This window comes from Bradyrhizobium ferriligni, from assembly GCF_056837965.1.
The window spans coordinates 54,479-76,388 of the sequence record NZ_JBXEJO010000004.1; the positions used below are offsets into that span (position 1 = coordinate 54,479).

20 protein-coding genes are annotated in these 21,910 nt (G+C 64.2%); 9 read left to right on the forward strand and 11 right to left on the reverse strand.

Going from position 1 to position 21,910, the window contains the following annotated elements:
• Positions 1-67: 67 nt before the first annotated feature.
• From AC1VNY_RS03205 to AC1VNY_RS03215, 3 genes are all read right to left on the reverse strand, one after another.
• A complete protein-coding gene (locus AC1VNY_RS03205; RefSeq protein WP_482404066.1) occupies positions 68-568 on the reverse strand; it encodes a DUF3455 domain-containing protein in 501 nt (166 codons plus the stop codon).
• Positions 569-604: 36 nt separating this feature from the next.
• Positions 605-1,819, reverse strand: coding sequence for an NADP-dependent isocitrate dehydrogenase (locus tag AC1VNY_RS03210; protein WP_016848511.1), 1,215 nt, complete (start codon positions 1,817-1,819; stop codon positions 605-607).
• A gap of 126 nt (positions 1,820-1,945) precedes the next feature.
• Positions 1,946-3,673, reverse strand: a complete 1,728-nt coding sequence (locus tag AC1VNY_RS03215; RefSeq protein WP_482404067.1) for an alpha/beta hydrolase family protein — start codon at positions 3,671-3,673, stop codon at positions 1,946-1,948.
• A 314-nt stretch (positions 3,674-3,987) separates the two neighbouring features.
• On the opposite strand from AC1VNY_RS03215, the gene AC1VNY_RS03220 reads away from it, so the two are divergent.
• On the forward strand, positions 3,988-5,187 hold the full coding sequence (locus AC1VNY_RS03220) for a TrmJ/YjtD family RNA methyltransferase (protein ID WP_482404068.1): 1,200 nt from the start codon (positions 3,988-3,990) through the stop codon (positions 5,185-5,187).
• A 389-nt stretch (positions 5,188-5,576) separates the two neighbouring features.
• On the opposite strand, the gene AC1VNY_RS03225 is transcribed toward AC1VNY_RS03220, so the two are convergent.
• The 6 genes from AC1VNY_RS03225 to AC1VNY_RS03250 form a co-directional block, all read right to left on the reverse strand.
• Positions 5,577-6,422 (reverse strand): class I SAM-dependent methyltransferase, encoded by an 846-nt coding sequence (locus tag AC1VNY_RS03225; protein WP_482404069.1) that lies wholly within the window; start codon positions 6,420-6,422, stop codon positions 5,577-5,579.
• A gap of 163 nt (positions 6,423-6,585) precedes the next feature.
• Positions 6,586-6,771 (reverse strand): hypothetical protein, encoded by a 186-nt coding sequence (locus tag AC1VNY_RS03230; protein WP_482404070.1) that lies wholly within the window; start codon positions 6,769-6,771, stop codon positions 6,586-6,588.
• Positions 6,772-6,998: 227 nt separating this feature from the next.
• Complete coding sequence (locus tag AC1VNY_RS03235) at positions 6,999-7,691, reverse strand: glutathione S-transferase C-terminal domain-containing protein (protein WP_482404071.1); 693 nt, start codon at positions 7,689-7,691, stop codon at positions 6,999-7,001.
• 116 nt (positions 7,692-7,807) lie between these two features.
• The gene (locus tag AC1VNY_RS03240) at positions 7,808-9,253 is read right to left on the reverse strand and encodes a PAS domain-containing protein (RefSeq protein WP_482404072.1); all 1,446 of its coding nucleotides are present in this window, start codon (positions 9,251-9,253) and stop codon (positions 7,808-7,810) included.
• Between the two features lie 278 nt (positions 9,254-9,531).
• Positions 9,532-10,758 (reverse strand): ABC transporter substrate-binding protein, encoded by a 1,227-nt coding sequence (locus AC1VNY_RS03245; RefSeq protein ID WP_461195824.1) that lies wholly within the window; start codon positions 10,756-10,758, stop codon positions 9,532-9,534.
• Between the two features lie 233 nt (positions 10,759-10,991).
• Positions 10,992-11,453: a PACE efflux transporter gene (locus AC1VNY_RS03250; protein ID WP_482404073.1), complete on the reverse strand. Its 462-nt coding sequence runs from the start codon at positions 11,451-11,453 to the stop codon at positions 10,992-10,994.
• A gap of 149 nt (positions 11,454-11,602) precedes the next feature.
• On the opposite strand from AC1VNY_RS03250, the gene AC1VNY_RS03255 reads away from it, so the two are divergent.
• Together AC1VNY_RS03255 and AC1VNY_RS03260 are read left to right on the forward strand one after the other, a co-directional pair.
• Positions 11,603-12,493: a LysR family transcriptional regulator gene (locus AC1VNY_RS03255; protein ID WP_482404074.1), complete on the forward strand. Its 891-nt coding sequence runs from the start codon at positions 11,603-11,605 to the stop codon at positions 12,491-12,493.
• 101 nt (positions 12,494-12,594) lie between these two features.
• Positions 12,595-13,323, forward strand: coding sequence for an SDR family oxidoreductase (locus AC1VNY_RS03260; protein WP_482404075.1), 729 nt, complete (start codon positions 12,595-12,597; stop codon positions 13,321-13,323).
• A gap of 68 nt (positions 13,324-13,391) precedes the next feature.
• Here AC1VNY_RS03260 and AC1VNY_RS03265 read toward each other — a convergent pair whose 3' ends face one another.
• Together AC1VNY_RS03265 and AC1VNY_RS03270 are read right to left on the reverse strand one after the other, a co-directional pair.
• On the reverse strand, positions 13,392-14,564 hold the full coding sequence (locus AC1VNY_RS03265; RefSeq protein WP_482404076.1) for a diguanylate cyclase: 1,173 nt from the start codon (positions 14,562-14,564) through the stop codon (positions 13,392-13,394).
• 257 nt (positions 14,565-14,821) lie between these two features.
• Complete coding sequence (locus AC1VNY_RS03270) at positions 14,822-15,481, reverse strand: TetR/AcrR family transcriptional regulator (protein WP_482404144.1); 660 nt, start codon at positions 15,479-15,481, stop codon at positions 14,822-14,824.
• Positions 15,482-15,735: 254 nt separating this feature from the next.
• On the opposite strand from AC1VNY_RS03270, the gene AC1VNY_RS03275 reads away from it, so the two are divergent.
• The 6 genes from AC1VNY_RS03275 (at position 15,736) to AC1VNY_RS03300 (ending at position 21,903) form a co-directional block, all read left to right on the forward strand.
• The gene (locus AC1VNY_RS03275; protein ID WP_038385944.1) at positions 15,736-16,278 is read left to right on the forward strand and encodes an OsmC family protein; all 543 of its coding nucleotides are present in this window, start codon (positions 15,736-15,738) and stop codon (positions 16,276-16,278) included.
• A gap of 36 nt (positions 16,279-16,314) precedes the next feature.
• Positions 16,315-17,490, forward strand: a complete 1,176-nt coding sequence (locus tag AC1VNY_RS03280) for an acyl-CoA dehydrogenase family protein (protein WP_482404077.1) — start codon at positions 16,315-16,317, stop codon at positions 17,488-17,490.
• A gap of 125 nt (positions 17,491-17,615) precedes the next feature.
• A complete protein-coding gene (locus tag AC1VNY_RS03285; protein WP_482404078.1) occupies positions 17,616-18,494 on the forward strand; it encodes a sulfurtransferase in 879 nt (292 codons plus the stop codon).
• A 106-nt stretch (positions 18,495-18,600) separates the two neighbouring features.
• On the forward strand, positions 18,601-19,992 hold the full coding sequence (locus tag AC1VNY_RS03290) for a CmpA/NrtA family ABC transporter substrate-binding protein (protein WP_482404079.1): 1,392 nt from the start codon (positions 18,601-18,603) through the stop codon (positions 19,990-19,992).
• A gap of 157 nt (positions 19,993-20,149) precedes the next feature.
• Positions 20,150-20,989 carry a nitrate ABC transporter permease gene (gene ntrB / locus AC1VNY_RS03295; RefSeq protein WP_482404080.1) on the forward strand — a complete coding sequence of 280 codons (840 nt, stop codon included), beginning with the start codon at positions 20,150-20,152 and terminating at the stop codon, positions 20,987-20,989.
• 2 nt (positions 20,990-20,991) lie between these two features.
• On the forward strand, positions 20,992-21,903 hold the full coding sequence (locus AC1VNY_RS03300) for an ABC transporter ATP-binding protein (RefSeq protein WP_482404081.1): 912 nt from the start codon (positions 20,992-20,994) through the stop codon (positions 21,901-21,903).
• The last annotated feature ends 7 nt before the right edge of the window (positions 21,904-21,910 follow it).

Genomic DNA, 21,910 nt, shown 5'->3' on the forward strand with positions numbered 1-21,910 from the left:
GGCTCTCGATTCTTCGTTTGACGCGTTTTCTTCACGCGGACCGGTTACCCACTTCGCTCGAAAACGCTCAGTCCCGTCGCAGGAACACGTAATCCGCCGAATATGCCGCGCCCTTCAGCGCGCCCGATTTGTCGCAGGCGCCGCTGAGCTCGCCGCCCGAGGTGTTGATCCGCTGCACGGTTGCGACGCCGGAGAAGAGGCCATTGCCGCGGTGGGCAATCACCTCGAGCTTCAGCCAGGCAATGTCGGAAGGCGTTGCGCCGGGTGCGCTGCCGGCGGTGCGGGCGGTCACGGCGCTGCCGTCGACATGCTCCCAGTTCGGACCCGCATAATGCCGGCCGACCGTGCGGCCGTCGGCGATCAGGGTCGCGACCGGTTCGCGGAACGACCAGGCGAGCTTGCCGTCGGTGACCGGCTTGCACTCATAGACCTGCACGCCCTCGGCATGGACCGACAGAACCGGGGACTCGCCGGGCGCCGCGACCGCGTCGGGCAGGGGGCCGGCAGCGAATGCCGCCGACCCGGTGAGCGAGAACGATGCGAGCACGACGGCTCTGACAAGGGCCATGGTCATGCTCGCACCTGTCTTCCCAGGATGACGGCCTCAGGCCGCGATCGCCTTCACGAGGTTGTCGGACACCTTGTCGAGGAATCCGGTGGTCGAGAGCCAGCGCTGGTCGGCGCCGACCAGGAGCGCGAGGTCCTTGGTCATGTAGCCCTCTTCGACGGTCGCGACGCAGACCTTCTCCAGGGTGGTGGCGAACTTCGCCAGCGCCTCGTTGTTGTCGAGCTTGGCGCGATGGGCGAGGCCACGGGTCCAGGCGAAGATCGACGCGATCGAGTTGGTCGAGGTCTCCTTGCCCTTCTGGTGCTCGCGGTAGTGGCGGGTCACGGTGCCGTGGGCGGCCTCGGCTTCCACGGTCTTGCCGTCCGGGGTGAGCAGCACCGAGGTCATCAGGCCGAGCGAGCCGTAGCCCTGGGCCACGGTGTCGGACTGCACGTCGCCGTCATAGTTCTTGCAGGCCCAGACATAGCCGCCGGACCATTTCAGCGCCGAGGCCACCATGTCGTCGATCAGGCGGTGCTCGTAGGTCAGGCCCTTGGCGTCGAATTCCTTCTTGAACTCGCGGTCGAAGACGTCCTGGAAGATGTCCTTGAAGCGGCCGTCATAGACCTTCAGAATCGTGTTCTTGGTCGACAGATAGACCGGGTAGTTGCGCATCAGGCCGTAGTTGAACGAGGCGCGGGCGAAATCGGTGATGGAGTCGTCGAGATTGTACATCTCCATCGCGACGCCGGCGCCGGGCGCCTTGAACACTTCCTTCTCGATCACGGTGCCGTCCTCGCCGACGAACTTCAGCGACAGCGTGCCCTTGCCGGGGAACTTGATGTCGGTGGCGCGGTACTGGTCGCCATAGGCATGGCGGCCGATGATGATCGGCTTGGTCCAGCCGGGAACCAGGCGCGGCACGTTCTTGCAGATGATCGGCTCGCGGAAGATGCAGCCTCCGAGGATGTTGCGGATGGTGCCGTTCGGCGACTTCCACATCTGCTTCAGGCCGAATTCCTTCACCCGGGCCTCGTCGGGGGTGATGGTGGCGCATTTGACGCCGACGCCGACCTTCTTGATGGCTTCGGCGGCGTCGATGGTCACCTGGTCGTTGGTCTCATCGCGGTATTCCATGCCCAGATCGAAATAGAGCAGTTCGACATCCAGGAACGGGTTGATCAGCTTGTCCTTGATGTACTGCCAGATGATCCGGGTCATCTCGTCGCCATCAAGCTCGACGACGGGGTTGGATACCTTGATTTTTGCCATGATGGGGAGGCCCTCTTGGGAACGGCGCGCTTTTGACGGCGGGGATGGAAAAGATGCCTGCGCTATAGCACCGCCCGGGGGCGGGCGGAAGCGGAGGGGTTATGCACTTTCAGCCCATCTTTTCACCTAAAATGGGACCTGAGTGGCCGTCCCCGCGACGATGTACCAGGTCACGAACAGGCCCGCGATCAGGGCGCCCGGCAGGCTCGATCCGGTCCGCCGCCAGGTGAAGGTCGCGATCACGGCGACGATCGCGAGCAGCGGCACGAACTGGATCGCGACGATGGTCGAGAGCGGCACGAAACCGGGGTCCGGGACCGGGTTGAACAGCTTCCCCGTCAGCCACAGCGTGCCGTATTGCAGCGCCAGCAACACGATGAAACCGAACGTCAGCGCCAGGATGTTGGTCAGGTACAGCGCCCCGCGCGGCGCATCCATGGTCGAGAAATTCCGGTGCAGCACGTGCAGCGCCACGACGAAAAACGCCGTGAACGGAATCAGATAGATCAGGAAGATGAGGAATTGCTTCGCGCTCATCAACTTGAGTGCGACGATCCAGAAGCGGAAGTCGATCTTGAAGGCGAGGTCGGCGAGCCACAACGCGGCATAGCCGACCGCGACCGAAGCCAGCGCGATCACGACGGATTGACCGACGAGGCCGGTCCGGCTGGCGCGCTTCGGGGCAAACCGCATCAGGGCGAGCGTGATCAGACCGTTGATGATGGCCCAGACCAGGATCTGGTTGGTGATGCCCTGCGGCAGGAACGCACTTGGGGTGACGAAAGTGCCGCCCAGCGCAAAGGCCGGGTAATAGGTCAGCGCCGGGATGAAGGCGGACAGGATGAACGCCGTGGTCCAGCGCCGGCCGCTCGCGGCCTGATGCGGCGGCATCGTGCCGTCGGCAACCGCCGGCAGCCGCAGGCGGGAGAACACCTTGGCCTCCAGCAAGCCGTCGAACGTCCCGATGACCAGGGCAATGAAACCGATGAGGGCGAGGAGCGTGCCGATCTCCTTGCGGAACCAGATCTGGTCGTCGACCGGACGCGGGGTGCCGCCCTTCAGTGTCTTGGCGAACCAGTCGAGGCTGTAGCCGATCGCCTCATGCGAGATGTGCTCGGCCGGATGGGTCATCGCCGGGGTGTACAGCACCCGCGCGGTGCCGTTGGCCGGATCGCCATAGACCTTGCCCGGCTCGACCGCGCCCTGCGTGCCGAACAGCGCCCAGAGCTTTGGGCTCTTGGTGACGTCGCGCGCGAGCTGGACGCCCCACATCAGGTCGGGGAATTCCTCGTACTGCGCGAACACCAGCGCGGTGTTGCGCGGCCAGTTCACGGTGCCCTCGGCGGCGAATGGCTTGCCGGTGGACGAGCCCTCCAGCACCATCGACTTGTAGTCGTTGGGCATCGCTGCGGCGGCCGCCAGCACGGTCCAGCCGCCCATCGAATGGCCCTCGAGCCCGATGTTCTCCTTGTCGACGAATTGGAGGCTGCGGAGATAGGCAAGGCCGTCAGGTCCGCCAAAACCGTTGGCGAAGGAGGGTGGGTCGCTATAGCCGTGGCCGGTCTGGTCGAGCGCGAGCACCACGTAGCCGCGGCGGGCGAACTCGATGGCGAAGCCGTCCTGGGTCTCGCGCGAATTGATATAGCCGTGGACGGCGAGGATGCCGGGCGCCGGGATCTGCGGCGTGGCATTCGGTGGGATGTAGAGCAGGGCGCTCATGGTATTGCCCTTGGCGCCCTTGAAGCGCACATCCTCGATTCGGATGCCGCCGGCGGTCTGCGTGAAGTGGGCGAGCAGGCCCCCCGCCACGATCAAGATCAGGCCCAAAATCGCCAGCGTCCATCTGCCCCGCATCGTCGTCCCCCCAAGGTGCCTCGCTGTTCAACCGGCGTCTCAAGCGTGCCTTTACAGCTTCGCTTTGGTTGTGGTTGATAGCCTATCCGAAGGCCAAGTGCGCGCAAGCGGCTGCCTTCGCTTCGTGCGATTGGGACTCCGATTGAGGATTCGCAAACGCCGCTAACCCTGTTATCTCCTTGGAGAAAATGGTCCCGCGCAAAACCGGTGCAAAGCTGGTCGATGCGGTCTTGGGCCCCTGCTTGAGATTTTGAAGCAGCCGCTTTGGAAGCTGATTCAAAATCTTCAGACGTTGAATCAGAAAGTGAAGTGAGATGTCCGGCACCGACAAGACCAAGGCAGGGCACGACCTTGCCGGTCCCGTCGTCATCCTGGTCGAGCCGCAGCTTGGCGAGAACATCGGCATGGCCGCGCGCGCGATGGGCAACTTCGCGCTGTCGAGGATGCGCATCGTCAACCCGCGCGACGGCTGGCCGAACATTGCCGCCCAGCGCGCCGCCGCCGGTGCCGACCACATCATCGGTTCCGTCGAGCTGTTCGACACGGTCGAGCAGGCGATCGCCGATCTCACGCTGGTGTTTGCGACCACCGCCCGGGCCCACGACCAGGCCAAGCCGGTGGTCGGGCCGGAAGGCGCGGCGGGTGAGATCGTCGGTCATGTCGCATCCGGCGGCGGCGCCGGCATTCTGTTCGGGCGCGAGCGCGCCGGCCTGACCAATGAGGAGGTCGCGCTCGCCAACCGCATCATCACCTTCCCGGTGAATCCGGGCTTCGCTTCGCTCAATCTGGCGCAGGCGGTGCTGTTGATGGGCTACGAGTGGTTCAAGCTCTCGACCGCCGGCGCGCTGCCGTTCGCGATGCCCGAGCGGTCCGAGCCGGCCTCCCAGCACCAGATGCAGGCGTTCTTCGACAACCTCGTCGCCGAGCTCGACAAGGTCGAGTTCCTGCGGCCGGCGGAGAAGCGCGACACCATGCTGGTGAACCTGCGCAACATCTTCACCCGGATGGATCCGACCAAGCAGGACATGCACACGCTGCACGGCGTGGTGATGGCGATCGCCGAGGGCCGCAAGGGCCCCGCCAAGGGCGGCGTGCTGGATGGGGCCCAGGCGACCCGGCTGCGGGCGCTGCTCGCCGAGCAGGGGCAGGGTGGCGCGACCGCCGACAGCAGCAGCACCGTGCGCGGGCTCGCCCGGCTGCTCCGCCGCAATCCGACCGACGCCGAACGGATCCTGTGGCAGGCGCTGACACGGGACCGCCGCTTCGCCGGCCAGTTCAAGCGCCAGACCCCGGTCGGCCGCCACATCCCCGACTTCGTCTCCTTCGTGCACCGGCTCGCGATCGAACTGGTCAACCCGAACGAGAGCGAGGCCATCGGAGCCGACCGCGCCAAGCGCAGAGCCTGGCTCGAGGCGCGCGACTATCGGGTGGTCGACATGCACGTGGCCGAAGTCGAGCGCGATCTCGACGGCGAACTCGCGCGGCTTGAGGCGGGGTTGCAGCAGGGGCGGTGAAGTTCGCCGCTTCTCTCTCCCCGTCGTACGCGTGGACTTGAGCGCGTAGCTCCCTCCACGCGTCGTCCCTGCCTAGTGCGCAATTGCGCACGGGAGCAGGGACCCATACGCCGTGGCTTGTGTTGTTGAAGTGACTCGTCGTTCCATCGTCGCAAGACAATCAGCATCTGTGGTTATGGGTCCCTGCTTTCGCAGGGACGACACTGTGTTTGTTGCGCGGCCGGTGAGTCACACATACGCGTTCTCGAGCCTCGCTTCGCCCGAGCTTTGCTCCTCGTTTCGCCGCTCCGATTACAGAAGGCGCAGGGAAAGCCGAGTGCCGACCGCAGGCGCGGGTGCGGCGCGGATGGCGTGGTATCTGCCTTCGCAATCCGGAACGCGGCATCTCGCTAGGCTAGCGCCGACACGAGCCACAGACCCACATGCAGATCGCGCCCATCGGCTCCGATGCTTGCGGCGAGCGCGTTGCGTACCGCTTCTATGGCGCGATGACGTTGATCGTCCGTGGCATTCTCGAGCAGCGCAGGCAGCGGGCCGGCCTGCGTGATGAAGGCCATGCTTTGCGTGATGTCGCCGCCATGGATCGGCACGTCGGTGGCCTTGAGCGCAATCTCGTGAAACCCGGCCTCGGTCAGGATGCCGCGGACGCGCTCCTCGCGCGCGAACGAAAACATCCCAGGCGCCGATGGATCGAGCGGCGGTTGTGGCGGCACGTGCGGTCGTGCCGCCTCGATCGGCACGCGAAACCACGGCGACTCCGGCATGGTGCGAAAACAGACGAACACCAGCCGCCCGCCCGCCTTCATGCCGCTGCGGATGTTGGTGAAGGCCTTGACCGGGTCATCGAAGAACATCAGGCCAAAGCGCGAATACACCAGATCCGCCCAGCGAGGTTCGAACCCGTAGATCGTCGCGTCGGCCAGCGCACAAGTGACGTTGCCAAGCCTCGCCTCGGCGACACGATGCCTGGCCAGATCCAGCATCGGGACCGAGATATCGACACCCAACACGGCACCTGACGGACCAACAATCCTGGCGAACGCCAACAATGTGTCACCGGTGCCGCATCCGATATCGATCACATGATCACCCGGCTTTGCCGCCGCAGCACCCAGGCTGACGCCGGTGACCGACGTGAAGACATCGCTGATCACGGCTTGCTGCGAAACCCATGAGTGCCCCATGGTGCTGTTCCAAAACTCTGCTCCTCGGGGGTTTGCGGTAGGCGTCTGCATTTGATCAATCTCCTGGTGCTGAAAAATCCGACGGGTGTCGTCTGAAACAAACTGCACAAAATTCCAAATGGAATGCGAACTGCAGCCGCCGCGCTTCCCATGTCGGCTTCAGGCTATCAGCACGTCTTCGCACGATCCGTATCTGATCGATGCTGGACGGCGCTCAGGCGGTGGAGTCATTGCCGCCGCTGCCCTTCGGCCTGGACATCGGAGGGATGCAGCTGCCGAAGCGTGGATCGAGCGGATCGTAGCGCGACCTCATTCTCGCGACGATGTAGAGCGCCGCCAGTGCGAAGGAGCCGAGCAACAGCAGGCCCCATGCAGGTGGCGGACCTGCAATCAAAAGCACTGCTGCTCCAACGAGTACTGACGCGAAAAGGCCCGAAGACAATTTTGAAGCCATGACCGGCTCCGCAGCTAGCCCAAGGACGCGATACTACCCCTGAAATTGATCTGTTTGTGAGAGGCCGGCTGCGACACGCCAGCGCAGATATATCCAGCTACGCCCGAGCAACCGCCAGTTCGCTCCCGGCCGCGAAGGTCATATTGCGAGTCAGAGGTCGAGTTGGCCCCGGCTCACTTGCTCACTGCCGCGTGGATGGTGCGGCAATGTTGTACCAGAGCCTCGTGCGAGACCACGAATTGCTTCAGCGGCGTCTTGATGTCGTAGAAGTAGATGTTGGCCACGAAGCCATAGATGCCGGCATCGACGGTCGTCGGTTTGTCGCCATGCACATAGCCTCGGCTCGGGATCAGGCTCGCCAGTGCGGCGAGATCGGCGAGCCCGCGGGCCATCGCGGCGTCGGGCTCGAAGCGGCCGATGCCCTGGTAGTAATAGCGCCGGGCGTTGAACTCCTTGGCCTTCATCAAGCCGTCGTCGGTGAGGCCCGGATGTTCGCGCTTGAGCGCATCGCGGAACTGGGGCCAGTAGCGCTCATCCTGCCAGCGCGAATAGGACATCACCCAGTAGAGATCGTCGAGCGTCCGCGTGACGAGCAGGTTGGTCGTGCGCTGCGCCGGCGTCAGCGCGGCATCCAGCGTCACGCCATATTTTCCGGTGACATAGGCGAGGATGGTCTCGCTGTCGCCGACAGTGTCACGGCCGTCAACGATATAGGGCAATTGCTGGCGCGGCGCCTTCGACGCATCGAAGATGTGCTCGTGCCGGAACGGCACGCCGGCGAGCTTCAGGAAAGCGAATACCTTCAGGCCATAGCCATTGTTGTCGGCGACGCCGAACAACGGCGGATAGGAATAGAGCGTGAGCATGGCGGCTCGTCACGTTCAAGGGCGCTGCAGGCTATCTCAGATACGCCAGCTAGGCGAGCCCCGCGACTTCCATCAAGGTCCACAAGGAGGAGAAACCTTGTCGTCCCTTTCTGTCCTCAAACCCCAAGGCGATCCAAAGGAGCCTTGATCCTTATCTTGAGGCCGTTCTGCCGCCAGTCGTATTCGATCTTGCCCCCGAGCTGACCGGCAATACTGCGCTCCGTGAGTACGCTGCCAAAGCCGGCGGCTTGCGGCGGGACGGCAATCATGGGCCCGCCGGTCTCATCCCACTCAAAATGCAAGTCGCCACCTTGCGTCTCCCATTTGATACGGATCGCCCCGCTCGGCTCCGAGAGTGCCCCGTATTTGGCTGCATTCGTCGCAATTTCGTGCAGCGCAAGGGCGAAGCTCGTTACGGCCATCACGCCTACAGGCACATCGGGGCCGCCGATCATGATGCGGTCGCGCGAGCCGTCGTCATAGGGTTGCATGACGGTTCGCACGACCTCGTCCACCGTCGTCCGTTCGCTATGCGCCTCCGTACCCATGATCCCCGGACGTATAAGGTCCTTGGCCCGCATGAGGGCATCCAGCCGCCCGCGAAGCGAATGTGCCATTTCTTGCGGCGTTCGAGCTGATCGAGCACTAAGGCTAATGATGCCGTGGAAGATCGCGAACAGGTTTTTCACCCGGTGGTTCGCCTCTCGCGCAAGCAACCGTTGATGCTCTTGCGCTTCCTTCTGAGTGGTGATGTCCACCACGACACCGACGAAGTTGGTAAGCTCGCCGTTCGCGTCTCTCAGGCATTCGCCGCGCGCCTCGACCCAGCGGATGGTTCCGTCTTTGTGGAGCAGCCGGTATTCCTGGATGTACTTTTCTCCGGTGGCGACCGCGAGACTCACGGCCGCAGTAGTCCGCTCCACGTCCTCCGGATGGATGCCCGCGACATATTCCGACAAAGGTGCGCCTTTCTCGCCCTTGGCGGGATCGACTGAGAACATTTGTGCGAAATACGCATCCGAATAGAACGTGTCTGTCGGCACATGCCAGTCGAACGTGCCTATCATTCCGGCGGCACTTAGCGCTTGGCTGAGCCGCTTCTCCGCTCTGGCCAGTTCTCGCTGTGCCACAACGCGTTCAGTTGTCTCGTTCACGATGCAGAGGACGCCGCCTATGTCGCCCGCCTCGTTTCGAACCGGGGAATAGGAGATGTCGAAATAGACGTTCTCCGGATAGCCGTGCCGCTCGATGTAGAATGGACGATCCTTGGCGAAGACCGTCTCACCAGTGTCGAGGACGCGCCTTAGCAGAGGTTCAAGATCGTCCCAAAGCTCCGCCCAGTTCTCTCGCGCGGGCCGCCCAAGTGCCCTTGGATGCTTCTCACCGATGGTCGGTGCGTAGGCGTCGTTGTAGAGGGCCACGAAGTCCGCGCCCCAGAACAGCACGATTTGTGCGTTGGCAGGCAGCATGAGGCTGACCGCGCTCTTGAGATGTGCAGGCCATCCGTCAATGGGTCCCAAACTGGTCGTGGACCAATCGAGCGCGCGAATGAGCGCACTCAATTCGCTCCCGCTCGGCAGGAAGTCAGTTTGACATTTGCCGCGGGGACTCGTCTCGCGAGTGGTGCTCATTGCATTGAAGCAAACAGGACTTTGCGACCGGAAACAAGAGCCGCGTTCTCCTGCCGCTCCCTTAGTCAACTGAGCCAGTTGAGCCAAATGAGCTAACAATGGCTATTCGGCAATATCCGGTTCGGGTCATGAGCCGCCGATGACGCCCAAGCCGGTCGGCTTCCGCTTTGCCATCGGAAGCCGACGCCAGCGGTGCACGCATCGGACGGTCAGGCCTTCGAGATCCCGCCGTCGATCACCGGTCCCATCGGCTCGTAGCGCTCGCCGCTGAAGCGCACCAGTTGCAACTGCTCGAGCGGATAATAGTCTGATGGCGAGGTGTTGATCCGGATGCCCGGCAGCAGCATGTCGGATTCGAAATCCTTCAGGTTGGCCGCCTGCTTGATGATGCTTTCGGACGACACGTCGTCGCCGCATTGCTTGAGCACCTGAACCAGGATCTGGCTGGTGAGATAGCCGGTGACCGCGTAGATGTCGTTCTTGGCCGCCGCCGGATCGTATTTGTCGAGGAAGGCGCGCCATTTCTGGATGGCGGGATCGTTGTCCCAGGCGGCGTCGACGGGATCCTTCAGATAGGCGCTCGAAATGATGCCCTTGGAGACGTCGAAGCCCGCGGCCTTCAGCGTCGAGCCGGCGGAGGAGGCGTTGTTGCCGATGTAGTGCGCCGGCTGCCAGCCGAGCTCGGCGATCTTCTTGATGCCTTGGGCGGCGAATTTCGGCGTGGTCATGCTCATGAATACGTTGGCGCCGGCGGATTTGCAGCGGACCACCTGGCTGTCGATGGTCGGGTCGGCGGTCTCATAGGACAGCTCCGCCACGATCGCGGACGTCCTGGCGCCAAGTCCGTCCTTGAAACCCTTCAACACGTCGCGGCCGAAATCATCGTTCTGGTAGACGATGCCGATCTTGGGGTCGTTCTGTGTCGACAGCACATGCTGCGCGAAGGCGCGGCCCTCGATCTGGTAGCAGGGCTGGAAACCCATGGTGTAGGGGAAATTCTTGTAGTCGCCGAACTTGGTCGCGCCGGAAGCGATGAAGAGGTGCGGGACCTTCTTCTGGTTCATGTACTTCATGATCGCCGCATTGGTCGGCGCGCCGAGCGGCGCGAACAGCACGTCGATCTCGTCGCCTTCGACCAGCTTGCGCGCCTGTTCCACTGTCTTGGCCGGGCTGTAGGCGTCGTCATAGGTGATGTACTTGATCATGCGGCCGTTGATGCCGCCTTGCTCGTTGATCATCTTGAAATAGCCGCCGGGCGTGCGACCGATCGACGAATAGACCGCAGCAGGTCCCGAATAGGCGTCGATATTGCCGATGACGATCTCGGTCTTGCCCTTGGCAATGGCGGGCGTGCCGAGCAGCAGCGTGGCCGACGTGGCGGCAGTGCCCTTGATGAGATCACGGCGTGTGAGCCGGGATGAACGGTTCCTTGGCATTGTCGTCCTCCGTTTCTTGTTGTTGGCCGTTTTGGCATTGTTGGCCGGTTGGCAGCCTCTGACGGGCATGTCGGCTTGAAGCTTCCATAGTGCTTCAGCCGGATCAAACCAGTCTATGAGTGAGGCGCGGCAGAACTTGTGTGCAGTCGCTATCGCCGGAAATATTCGCGCGGTGTCAGGGTCCGGAGCGGCGCGGCAGACCACATGATCCGCCGCGCCGACGCCGAGATCGATCAGGCCGCCAGAGCCCGGTTCGCCGCGCGATCGTGCGCGTCGAGCTCGCGCACCGGAAACACGCGATCGTAGGCGATGTTAAAGGCGAACGCGTAGACCAGATAGAACGCGACGATGGAGATATCCATCATCAGCGCCGCCCACAGCGAGACGCCGAGATACCAGGCGACGAACGGGATCAGCAGCACGATCAGGCCGGCCTCGAACAGCATCGCGTGCGCGACGTGGATCGGCATCGTCTTGGCGATACGGCCGGTGACGCGGACCAGCGCGTGGTCGAAGCCGAGATTGAACAGCAAGTTCCAGGCCGTCGCTACCGTCGCCGAGACGATTCCGATGACGCCCATATGGGCGACCGGCTGATTGAACAGCCAGGCGGCCGCCGGCGTGAAGATGGCGATACCGATCAGTTCGAACAGGACTGCGTGCCTGACCCGGTCGGAGAAGGAACGCATAGACATTTTGAAACCCTTTCTAGATTCTTGTTTTGACGCGTTTTCTTCACGCGAACCGGTATCCACTTCGCTTGAAAACGCTGTCGTCGTTGCGACCGGGTTTCTATCTGATATTGTGCCATAACCAAGTTAGGTATTATCTGGAAAACAGATATATGTCGGTTTCCATGGACCAGCTCGAATCCTTCGTGGCGGCGGCCGAGCAGGGCTCGTTCTCCGGCGCGGCGCGGCTTTTGAAGAAGGCGCAATCAGCGGTCAGCACGCATGTCGCCAATCTGGAGGCCGATCTCGGCATCGCGCTGTTCGACCGCGCCGGCCGCAATCCGGTGCTGACCGAGGCAGGGGCGCGGCTGTTGCCGGAAGCAAAACTGATCCTCGATCGCCGCGAGCACCTGATCGGTGTCGCCAGCAGTTTCGAGGCCCATGTCGAGAAGCGCCTGGTGGTGGCGATCGACGAGCTCTATCCGGAGAGCGCGGTAGGCGAGCTGTTCGCGGAATTCGCCGGGCGTTTTCCCCATGTCGAACTGGAACTGCTGTTTCCGATCATGGAGGACGTCAGCCGTCTCGTGCTCGACGGCAAGGCCGATGTCGGCGTGATGTGGCGGCAGGAGCACCTGCCGCCAGAGCTCGGCTTCAAGACCATCGGCTGGGTGCCGCTGCAGCTGGTTTGCGGCAAGAACCATCCGCTGGTGCATGGCCGGGTGGATTGGGAGGAGCTGAAGCGGCATCGCCAGATCATGGTCACGGTGCGCAACGAAGGCACCGAGCGGCATCGATTGCGTGTCGCAGCCGAGGTGTGGTGGGTCGAGAGCCATTGGGTGATCCTGCAGATCCTCAAGCAGGGCGTCGGCTGGGCGCTGATTCCGGCGCACATCATGGCGAGCTCGCAGGTTGCCGATGAGCTCGCCATTCCCGAACTGGAATTCGACGAGGGCGCACATCCCGTCGCGCTCGAAGTGGTCTGGCACAAGCAGCGGCCGGCCGGGCCGGCGGCAAAATGGCTGCGCCGCCGTTTCGCTACGCGGCCGCCCATGCTGCGCATGTGACGGGATCAGACAAACGTGGAGTTGCTCATCGCATGATGAGCTGACATCGCGACCATGATGTGTTGCGATAGGTGCTGCACGGACCTGACAGGGTGGAGACGATGGCGAAGCAATTGGAAGGTAAGGTCGCGGCCGTGACCGGAGCGGCGTCGGGCATCGGACTGGCCAGCAGCGAGGCGATGCTGGCGGCCGGCGCGCGCGTGGTGATGATCGACCGCGACGCCGCCGCGCTGCAGGCGCTCGCCGCCAGGCATGGCGATGCCGTGATCCCGCTGGTCATCGACCTGCTCGACCCGAAGGCCTGCGCCACGCTGCTGCCGCGGGTGCTCGAGAAGACCGGCCAGCTCGACATCCTGCATGCCAATGCCGGCATCTATGTCGGCGGCGACCTCGTCGATGCGGATACGAGTGCGATCGACCGGATGTTGAACCTCAACGTCAACGTCGTGATGAAGAACGTGCACGATGTGCTGCCGCACATGATCGGGCGCGGCACCGGCGACATCATCGTGACGAGCTCGCTCGCCGCGCATTTCCCGACGCCATGGGAGCCGGTCTATGCCTCGTCGAAATGGGCGATCAACTGCTTCGTCCAGACCGTGCGGCGCCAGGTGTTCAAGCACGGCATCCGCGTCGGCTCGATCTCGCCGGGGCCCGTGATCAGCGCGCTGCTCGCCGACTGGCCGGCGGAGAAGCTGCAAGAGGCCAAGGCAGCGGGCAGCCTGCTGGAGGCCAGCGACGTCGCCGAGGTCGTGATGTTCATGCTGACCCGCCCGCGCGGCATGACCATCCGCGACGTCGTGATGCTGCCGACGAATTTCGATCTGTAGAGCGCATTTCTGCCGGACGTCGCCTCAGGCGGCGCCGCGATCGAACGCCGGTGCGGGGTCCTTCTTCGTCAGCCGGCGCAGCGCCGCGACATTGGTCGCGACGGAGGCCGGCGGCACTGCGCCTTGCCGTCGGATTTGGCCTCATAGAGCGCGGCATCGGCAACGGCCAGGAGCTCCTCGGCCTCGGTACCGTGCTCGGGCGAAACAGCGACACCGACACTGACGCCGACCTTTGCGAAGATGCCGTCGGCGAGCCGGTAGGGCATCGTGACGGTCTGGATGATGCCATGACCGACGGCGAGTGCCTGCTCGGCGGTGACGCCGTTCGCCAGCACCACGAATTCATCGCCGCCGAGCCGCGCGATCACTGTGGTCTCGGGCAGGGCGCGCCGCAGCCGCTCGGCGGCCAGCATCAGCACCTGGTCGCCGGCCGCATGGCCATAGGTGTCGTTGACCGGCTTGAAATTGTCGAGGTCGAGGAACAGCAGCGCGAACGGCCTGCTATCTCCGGTCGGGGCCGCGAGCTTCGCGTTCAACGCGGCGACGAAGCCGGCGCGATTGCGCAGGCTGGTCAGGGTGTCGTGATGGGCGAGATGGCCGTTCTCGCGCTCGGCGCGCATGGTCGCGATCAGCATTTTGTTGAGGCGGAAGGCCGCGACCGTCATCGCCGCAAGATACATCGGCACTTGCAGGAACACGATGAAGAGCAGCGGCTCGCCGGCCAATGCCGCCCCGGGCACGATCGGGCCGAGGCTGAGCAGGATCATGGTGCCGGCAAGGCGCGGCGCGCTGAAGTTGCGGAAGCAGATGCCGCCGACCATCGCCGCCGCCGACAGCGAGGCCAGCATCGCAACCACCCAGTCGCCGCTTCCGAGGCTGATCAGGATGCCGAAGCCGACACTGGTGCTCCAGGCGACCGCAAGGACGAGGTGCAGATCGGTCGGCGTCGGCCGCCGCTCGCGCGCCGCGCGATGCGCAGCCACCAGCACCGCCAGTCGCGAGAGGCAGATGACGAGTTCGAGGATGACCCAGGTGATGAACGGCGCGGTCGGCTCGCGGATCGCAATCACGGCCGCGACAGCAACCGTATTGACCGCACCGGCCGCGAACACCGGCAGCGAGCCGTAGAGATCCCCGATCAGCGCCGCGCGGATGTCATCGGGCACGCCCGGACCCGCATCGGCGAGCCAGCGCGTCACGCCCCAGCGCGGCTGGCTGTATCGTCCTTTTTCGGACTGCATTGTTCTTGCCTCGTACTTTCACGGGCAATTGACCGGGCCGGACCTAACAGGCGTTTAAGGCCGCGGCGGATCGCGCGGTGTGATTGACGACAGGTAAACCCGCGGGCGATCAGCGCCGCTGAAGACCGATGCCGGGGGTTGCGATGTGACCGTTGGTCGCGACAATCGGTTCGGCCGGCTGTCAATTTTCGCGCGGGCGATCGAGGCGGGCAACGAGGCGATCGGGGGGCGTCGCCATTTCGCGGCGTCCTTTTATTTCAGACCGCCATGAGTTCGTCCGCGCGGCCCGCGCGCTTCGGCTTCTTGATCTTGGCCGGCGCGAACAGATTGTCCGCGGCAAGCCCCGCGGTGTCGGCGACGCCGGGATCGCACGACACCATGGCCGCGACGATGGCGCCGTCGATCAACAGCGCGAGTTGGTGCGCGAGCACGGCCGGCTCGGCCGCGCCCATTTCGCCGGCGAGCTTCTCGATATGCGCCAGCACCACCTTCTTGTGCTTCAGCGCGATGTTGCGGAACTGCTTGGCGTCCTTGTCGTGCTCGGCGACCGCGTTGATGAAGGGGCAGCCGTAGAAGCGCTCCTCGGCGAACCAGGTCTTCAGGGCAGGGAAGATCCGCGACAACTTGGTCCGCGGATCGCCGCCGCCGGCCTCGATCGCGCCGATGAACCATTCGCGCCACTGCCGGCCTTCGCTCTCCAGCACCGCATGCACGAGGTTGGTCTTCGAGCCGAACAGCTTGTAGAGCGTGGTCTTCGCGGTTCCGGCCTCGTCGATGATCGCATCGATGCCGGTGGCGTTGATGCCGTTCTTGCAGAACAGATGGGTCGCGGCGTTCAGCAGGCGCCCGCGCGCCGATTCATCGTTGCCGGCGGTGAACGCCGCGGCAGGTTTTTTCTTCGCAAGCGATTTGGCCATGCGCGGCAGTAAATCGGAGCGCGGCAGAATCATCAAGTCGCATCTTCATGCCCCATCGATGCGCTGAAAATCATCGCGGTCGCGCGGCATTTGCTTGGTGATTGAGCAGGCCGGCGCTGATCAATCCGGAGGCAGCTCCGCTTAAGCACCTGCGGGACTTCGCCTTTTGATTTGGCGGAGGATTGGCACGCTTCGTGCAGGAAACAGACCGTTCGGTATCCTGACCAATTCCATCGCTCCCAGGGAGAAAACTGATGACCGCTGTCGCCCAGAAAACCGCACTGACCGGCTGCCTCGCGCCGATCGACAGAGGCGGGCTCGAGCAGTTGATTGCCAATGGCAAGGCCAACCCGAAGGTCATCAAGACCTTGAAGTGCAAGACGGTCGCCGAGGGCAAGTTCCGCCACGCCAACTACATCCGCAACCTCGCGCCCTACATCGTCGACGAGCCGCCGGGCCTGCTCGGCGACGACACCGCGCCCAATCCCTCCGAGGCCTCGCTCGCCGCGCTCGGCTCCTGCCTCGCTGTCGGCCTGCACGCCAACGCCGTGCATCGCGGCTGGATCGTCAACAAGCTCGAGCTCGAGCTCGAGGGCGATCTCAACATCACCGCGGTGTGGGGCACCGGCGACGTCAGCGAGAAGCCGGTCGGCTTCACCGACGTCCGCGTCAAGGTCGACATGGAGTGCGAGGGGGTCTCGCAGGCCGAGATCGACGCGCTGGTGGCGCATGTGAAGAAGTGGTCGCCGGTCGCCAACACCTTCACCCGTCCCGTCAATCTCGAGGTCAGCGCGTAAACGCCCGACCGGCAATTCAAGGTGCGGAGATCATCCATGGGTTCACTGGCTTTGTCGCGGGTCGCAGCTCGAGATCCCGCACCGACCATTGCGGACGAGGTTGCCCGCCTTGCCCGTCAGGAGCTGGCGCCGATCGCAGCCGCGGTCGATGCCGGCTCGGTCTATCCCGGCGAATTCCTGCACCGGCTCGGCAAGGTCGGCGCCTGGAGCAGCCATGTGCCGCAGGAAGGTCCTGCCGACCTGCGCTGGGCCATCCAGTCGATGGCCGCGCTCGGTGAGGTCTGTGGCGCCACCGCCTTCATGGCGTGGTGCCAGAACACGCTGGTCTGGTACGTCGCCAACTCCACCAACATGAAGCTCGCCGCGCGCTTCGGTGACTGCTTCTCGCGCGGGCGCGTGCTCGGCGGCACCGGGCTCTCCAACCCGATGAAGAGTTTCTTCGGCATCGAGCGGCTGAAGCTGAAGGGCCGCAAGGTCGAGGGCGGCTACATCGTCCGCGGTGCGCTGCCCTGGGTGTCGAACCTCGGGCTCGGCCATTACTTCGGCACGATCTTCGAGCGCGAGGACGAGGGCACCAAGGGCGAGCCGGGCGGCATCGCCAGCGGCGAGCCGGGCGGCATCGCAAACGGCGAGCCGGGCAGCACCGTGATGTTCCTCGCCGACTGCTCCGATCCCGCGATCACGCTGACGCCCTGCAAGCCGTTCCTGGCGATGGACGGCACCGGTACCTATGGCGTCCAGTTTCGCGACGTGTTCGTGCCGGACGAACTGATCCTGGCCGAGCCGGCTGCGCCGTTCGTCAAGAAGATCCGCGCCGGCTTCATCCTGTTGCAGGCCGGCATGGGTCTTGGGCTGATGAAGGATTGCATCAACATCATGGACGAGGTCCATGCGCCGCTCGGACACGTCAACCGCTATCTGCCGCAACAGCCGCTGCAATTCCGCGAGCTCTATGCCGAGTTCGAGAAGGAGACGATGGCGCTGGCAAGCGATCCCTACAATGCCGATGACAGCTACTGGCGCCGCGTCGTCGCACTGCGGCTGCGGATCGGCGATGCCAGCGTCGCATTCGCACATGCCGCGATGCTCCATTGCGGCGCGCGCGGCTATCTGATGAGCCACCGCGCCCAGCGCAGGCTGCGCGAGGCCTATTTCGTCGCCATCGTCACGCCCGCCACCAAGCAGCTGCGCAAGATGCTGGCGGACGGCTGAAGCATGATCCGGAAAAGTGGAAACCGGTTTTCCCTCGCGACAAACGCGGAACGCGTTTGCGCGGAGATCATGCTCAAACAAGTTCGGGACCACCACAACTGCAACCACAGACAGGAGAGGCTGCCATGACGGACGTTCTGATCACCTCCGGCGAACTTGCCGAGCTCGTCAAGAAAGACCCGTGTGTCATCATCGACACGCGGAATCCGGATGCCTATGCGGCCGGCCATTTGCCCGGTGCCGTCAATGTGCATGACATCTTCACGTTCCTTGCGACCTCGACGCCGGAAGGCATCCACGAGCTGAAGACCAAGTTCGCTGACGCGTTCGGTGCCGCCGGTCTCTCCGGCAAGGAGACCGCCGTGATCTACGAGCAGTCGATGAATTCCGGCTTCGGCCAATCCTGCCGCGGCTACTATCTTCTGACGATGCTGGGTTATCCCAAGGTGAAGGTGCTGCATGGCGGCTTCGATGCCTGGAAGGCGGCCGACCTTCCGGTGACCACCGACGTTGCAGCGCCGGCGAAGACCTCCTTTGCGATCGTGCCGGAGGCCGGCGACATCATGATCGACGCCAAGGCGATGCTGGCGGCGGTCGGCAAGCCCGGCGTTGCGATCCTCGACGTGCGCGACGTCGACGAGTGGATCGGCGAAAGCTCCTCGCCCTACGGCAAGGATTTCTGCCCGCGCAAGGGCCGCATCCCCGGCGCGGTGTGGCTGGAATGGTACCGCATGATGAAGCCGACCGCCGAGGGCCCGCGCTTCAAGTCGAAGGATGAGATCCTGGCGGAGTGCGCCACCGTCGGCATCTCGCAGACCACGCCGGTCTATCTCTACTGCTTCAAGGGTGCGCGCGCCTCGAACACCTTCCTGGCGCTGAAGAACGCCGGCGTGAAGGACGTGCGGATGTACTTCGGCTCCTGGAACGAGTGGTCGCGCGACCCGTCGCTGCCGATCGATGAGGGCTTGCCGACCGCGCCCGTCGTCACCGGCAAGGCGGCATAGAACCTGCATGCTTATTGGTGTCCGGCGGCGCAAAACGCGGCCGGACGCCGATCAATGAACCGGATCGCGGAGCTCTCTGCGTTTCGGTGCGACAATGGGGCGCAGCATGTCCACGTCAGATGATCCCTTCGACGCCGACCGCGTGCTCACGCGATCGGGTTGCGCCTGCGGCTGGCATCGCTCAGCCGCCGAGCATGAGCAGGCCGCGCGCACGCTGCGCTGCGAGCCGGTCGGCGATCTCAGCGAACAGAAGCGCTACGAAGGCATCGTCGCGTCGGCGGTGATGCGGGCGGTGTTTCCGCAGGATGTCGCGCGCCGCGCTTTCCTGAAATCGGTTGGCGCCGCGACGGCGCTCGCCGCGCTGTCACAGTTCTTCCCGCTGAAGACGGCGACGGAGGCGTTCGCCGACGCCGGGCCGCCGGAGAAGAAGGACCTCAAGGTCGGCTTCATTCCGATCACCTGCGCGACCCCGATCATCATGGCGGCGCCGCTCGGCTTCTATGCCAAGCAGGGCCTCAACGTCGAGGTGGTGAAGACCGCCGGCTGGGCGGTCATTCGCGACAAGACCATCAACAAGGAATACGACGCAGCCCATATGCTGGCGCCGATGCCGATCGCGATCTCGCTCGGCCTTGGCGCCAACGCCATACCGTTCACGGTCCCTGCGATCGAGAACATCAACGGACAGGGCATCACGCTGGCGATGAAGCACAAGGACAGGCGCGATCCGAAGGACTGGAAGGGCATGAAGTTCGCCATTCCGTTCGACTACTCCATGCACAATTATCTGCTGCGCTATTACCTCGCCGAGCATGGGCTCGATCCGGATACCGACGTGCAGCTCCGCTCGGTGCCGCCGCCGGAGATGGTCGCCAATCTGCGTGCCGACAATATCGACGGTTTCCTCGCGCCCGACAATATCTGCCAGCGCGCGATCTATGACGGGGTGGGCTTCCTGCACATCCTCTCCAAGGAGATCTGGGACGGCCATCCCTGCTGCAGCTTTGCCGCCAGCCGCGAGTTCATCACGACGGCGCCGAATTCCTTCGCGGCGCTGACCCGCGCGATCGTGGATGCCACCGGCTACGCGGCGAAGGCCGAGAACCGCAAGCAGATCGCGGAAGCGATTGCGCCGGCCAACTACATCAACGCGCCGGTGACGGTGCTGGAGCAGGTGTTGACCGGCACCTATGCCGACGGCCTCGGCGGCGTGAAGACCGATCCGAAGCGCGTCGACTTCGACCCGTTCCCCTGGCAGTCCTTTGCGGTGTGGATGCTGACGCAGATGAAGCGCTGGGGCCAGATCAAGGGCGATGTCGACTACAAGGCAGTCGCTGAGCAGGTCTATCTCGCCACCGATACCAAGAAGGTGATGGCCGAGATGGGGCTCGCGCCACCCGCCACCTCGTACAAGTCGTTCTCGGTGATGGGCAAGAGCTTCGACCCGGCCAAGCCCGACGATTATCTCGCGAGCTTCAAGATCAGGAAATCGTCGTGAGGCGAAAAATTCTAACCACGCCGTCGTCCCCGCGAAAGCAGGGACCCATACGCCGTACTCTCTCGGTTAGGCGCGCGGGGAGACACTCAGCGCACCAATTGGGGCCGGTGGTTATGGGTCCCTGCTTTCGCAGGGACGACGCGGGGAGGGAGTGCGCGTGACCTTCTCCCTCCGTCTTCGCGCCGCCATCGTCTCGATCGCGCTGCTCTGCGCCTTCCTCGGCGCTTGGCATCTCGCCACCCGCAGCGGCGGCACGACGGCGGCGATGAGCCCCGAATACGCCAGGCTGATGGGGCTGACCGCGACGCAGGGCAAGTCGGCGATGCCCGGGCCGCTCGATGTCGGCGCCAAGCTGTGGGAGCATCTGAAGCGGCCGTTCTACGACAATGGCCCGAACGACAAGGGGCTCGGCATCCAGCTCGCCTATTCGATCGGGCGCGTCGGGCTCGGCTATCTGATCGCGGTCGTCGTCGCGATTCCGCTCGGCTTCATGATCGGCATGTCGCCCCTGATCAGCAGGGCGCTCGATCCCTTCATCCAGGTGCTGAAGCCGATCTCGCCGCTGGCCTGGATGCCGCTCGCGCTCTACACGATCAAGGATTCCTCGATCTCCGCGATCTTCGTCATTTTCATCTGCTCGGTGTGGCCGATGCTGCTCAACACCGCGTTTGGGGTCGCCGGCGTGCGCAAGGAGTGGATCAACGTCGCGCGCACGCTCGAGGTCGGCACCATCAGGCGCGCCTTCACCGTGATCCTGCCGGCGGCGGCGCCGACGATCCTGACCGGCATGCGGATCTCGATCGGGATCGCCTGGCTCGTGATCGTCGCCGCCGAGATGCTCGTCGGCGGCACCGGCATCGGCTACTTCGTCTGGAACGAGTGGAACAACCTGTCGATCACCAATGTGATCATCGCGATCCTCCTGATCGGCCTCGTCGGCATGCTGCTCGACCAGGTGCTGGCGCGGTTCACGCGCATGGTGACGTTTCCGGAGTAGCGATGACCGACAAGTTCATTTCCATCGAGGGCATCGCGCGGCGCTATCCGGGCGCGGGCGGCGGCATCACCACGGTGTTCGAGAATTTCTGGCTGTCGATGGCGCGTGGCGAGTTCGGCTGCGTGATCGGCCATTCCGGCTGCGGCAAGACCACGGTGCTGAACATCCTCGCCGGCCTCGACGAGCCGAGCGAGGGCACGGTGATCGTCGACGGTCAGGGGATCGAGGGCACCAGCCTCGACCGCGCCGTGATCTTCCAAAGCCATGCGCTGCTGCCGTGGCGCACCGTATTGGGCAATGTCGCCTATGCCGTCAGCTCGAAATGGCGCAAATGGGACCGTGCGCGGGTGAAGGCGCATGCGCAGAAGTTCATCGATCTCGTCGGGCTCACCGGCTCCGAGCACAAGCATCCGTCCGAGCTCTCCGGCGGCATGAAACAGCGCGTCGGCATCGCGCGGGCGCTGTCGATCACCCCGAAGATCATGCTGATGGACGAGCCGTTCTCGGCGCTGGACGCGCTGACCCGCGGCACGCTGCAGGACGAGGTGCGGCGGATCTGCCTGGAGACCGGGCAGACCACCTTCATGATCACCCATGACGTCGATGAGGCGATCTTCCTCGCCGACAAGATCTTCCTGATGACCAACGGTCCCGGCGCCGTGCTGGCCGAGATCGTCGAGAACCCGCTGCCGAAGGAGCGCGGCCGCATCGACCTGCACCGCCATCCCTATTACTATGCGCTGCGCAACCATATCGTCGATTTCCTGGTCAGCCGCAGCAAGAGCTTTGCCGCCGAGGTGACCGGTCACGATCCGCGCCGCGTGCCGACGGTGCGGCCCGGCGTCGGCGAGCCCGTGATCGTCTCGCCGCCACGCGCCGTCGAACCCAATCCCGCGCAGAGCGCTGCGCGCTGAAGCCTGA

Coding starts and splice junctions, on each gene's coding strand:
- AC1VNY_RS03250 (WP_482404073.1), bottom strand. CDS start 11,453: ATGTCTATGCGTTCCTTCTCCGACCGGGTCAGGCACGCAGTCCTGTTC.
- AC1VNY_RS03245 (WP_461195824.1), bottom strand. CDS start 10,758: ATGCCAAGGAACCGTTCATCCCGGCTCACACGCCGTGATCTCATCAAG.
- AC1VNY_RS03275 (WP_038385944.1), top strand. CDS start 15,736: ATGACCGCTGTCGCCCAGAAAACCGCACTGACCGGCTGCCTCGCGCCG.
- AC1VNY_RS03300 (WP_482404081.1), top strand. CDS start 20,992: ATGACCGACAAGTTCATTTCCATCGAGGGCATCGCGCGGCGCTATCCG.
- AC1VNY_RS03225 (WP_482404069.1), bottom strand. CDS start 6,422: ATGCAGACGCCTACCGCAAACCCCCGAGGAGCAGAGTTTTGGAACAGC.
- AC1VNY_RS03210 (WP_016848511.1), bottom strand. CDS start 1,819: ATGGCAAAAATCAAGGTATCCAACCCCGTCGTCGAGCTTGATGGCGAC.
- AC1VNY_RS03260 (WP_482404075.1), top strand. CDS start 12,595: ATGGCGAAGCAATTGGAAGGTAAGGTCGCGGCCGTGACCGGAGCGGCG.
- AC1VNY_RS03265 (WP_482404076.1), bottom strand. CDS start 14,564: ATGCAGTCCGAAAAAGGACGATACAGCCAGCCGCGCTGGGGCGTGACG.
- AC1VNY_RS03285 (WP_482404078.1), top strand. CDS start 17,616: ATGACGGACGTTCTGATCACCTCCGGCGAACTTGCCGAGCTCGTCAAG.
- AC1VNY_RS03255 (WP_482404074.1), top strand. CDS start 11,603: ATGTCGGTTTCCATGGACCAGCTCGAATCCTTCGTGGCGGCGGCCGAG.
- AC1VNY_RS03280 (WP_482404077.1), top strand. CDS start 16,315: ATGGGTTCACTGGCTTTGTCGCGGGTCGCAGCTCGAGATCCCGCACCG.
- AC1VNY_RS03205 (WP_482404066.1), bottom strand. CDS start 568: ATGGCCCTTGTCAGAGCCGTCGTGCTCGCATCGTTCTCGCTCACCGGG.
- AC1VNY_RS03235 (WP_482404071.1), bottom strand. CDS start 7,691: ATGCTCACGCTCTATTCCTATCCGCCGTTGTTCGGCGTCGCCGACAAC.
- AC1VNY_RS03290 (WP_482404079.1), top strand. CDS start 18,601: ATGTCCACGTCAGATGATCCCTTCGACGCCGACCGCGTGCTCACGCGA.
- AC1VNY_RS03270 (WP_482404144.1), bottom strand. CDS start 15,481: ATGGCCAAATCGCTTGCGAAGAAAAAACCTGCCGCGGCGTTCACCGCC.
- AC1VNY_RS03220 (WP_482404068.1), top strand. CDS start 3,988: ATGTCCGGCACCGACAAGACCAAGGCAGGGCACGACCTTGCCGGTCCC.
- AC1VNY_RS03215 (WP_482404067.1), bottom strand. CDS start 3,673: ATGCGGGGCAGATGGACGCTGGCGATTTTGGGCCTGATCTTGATCGTG.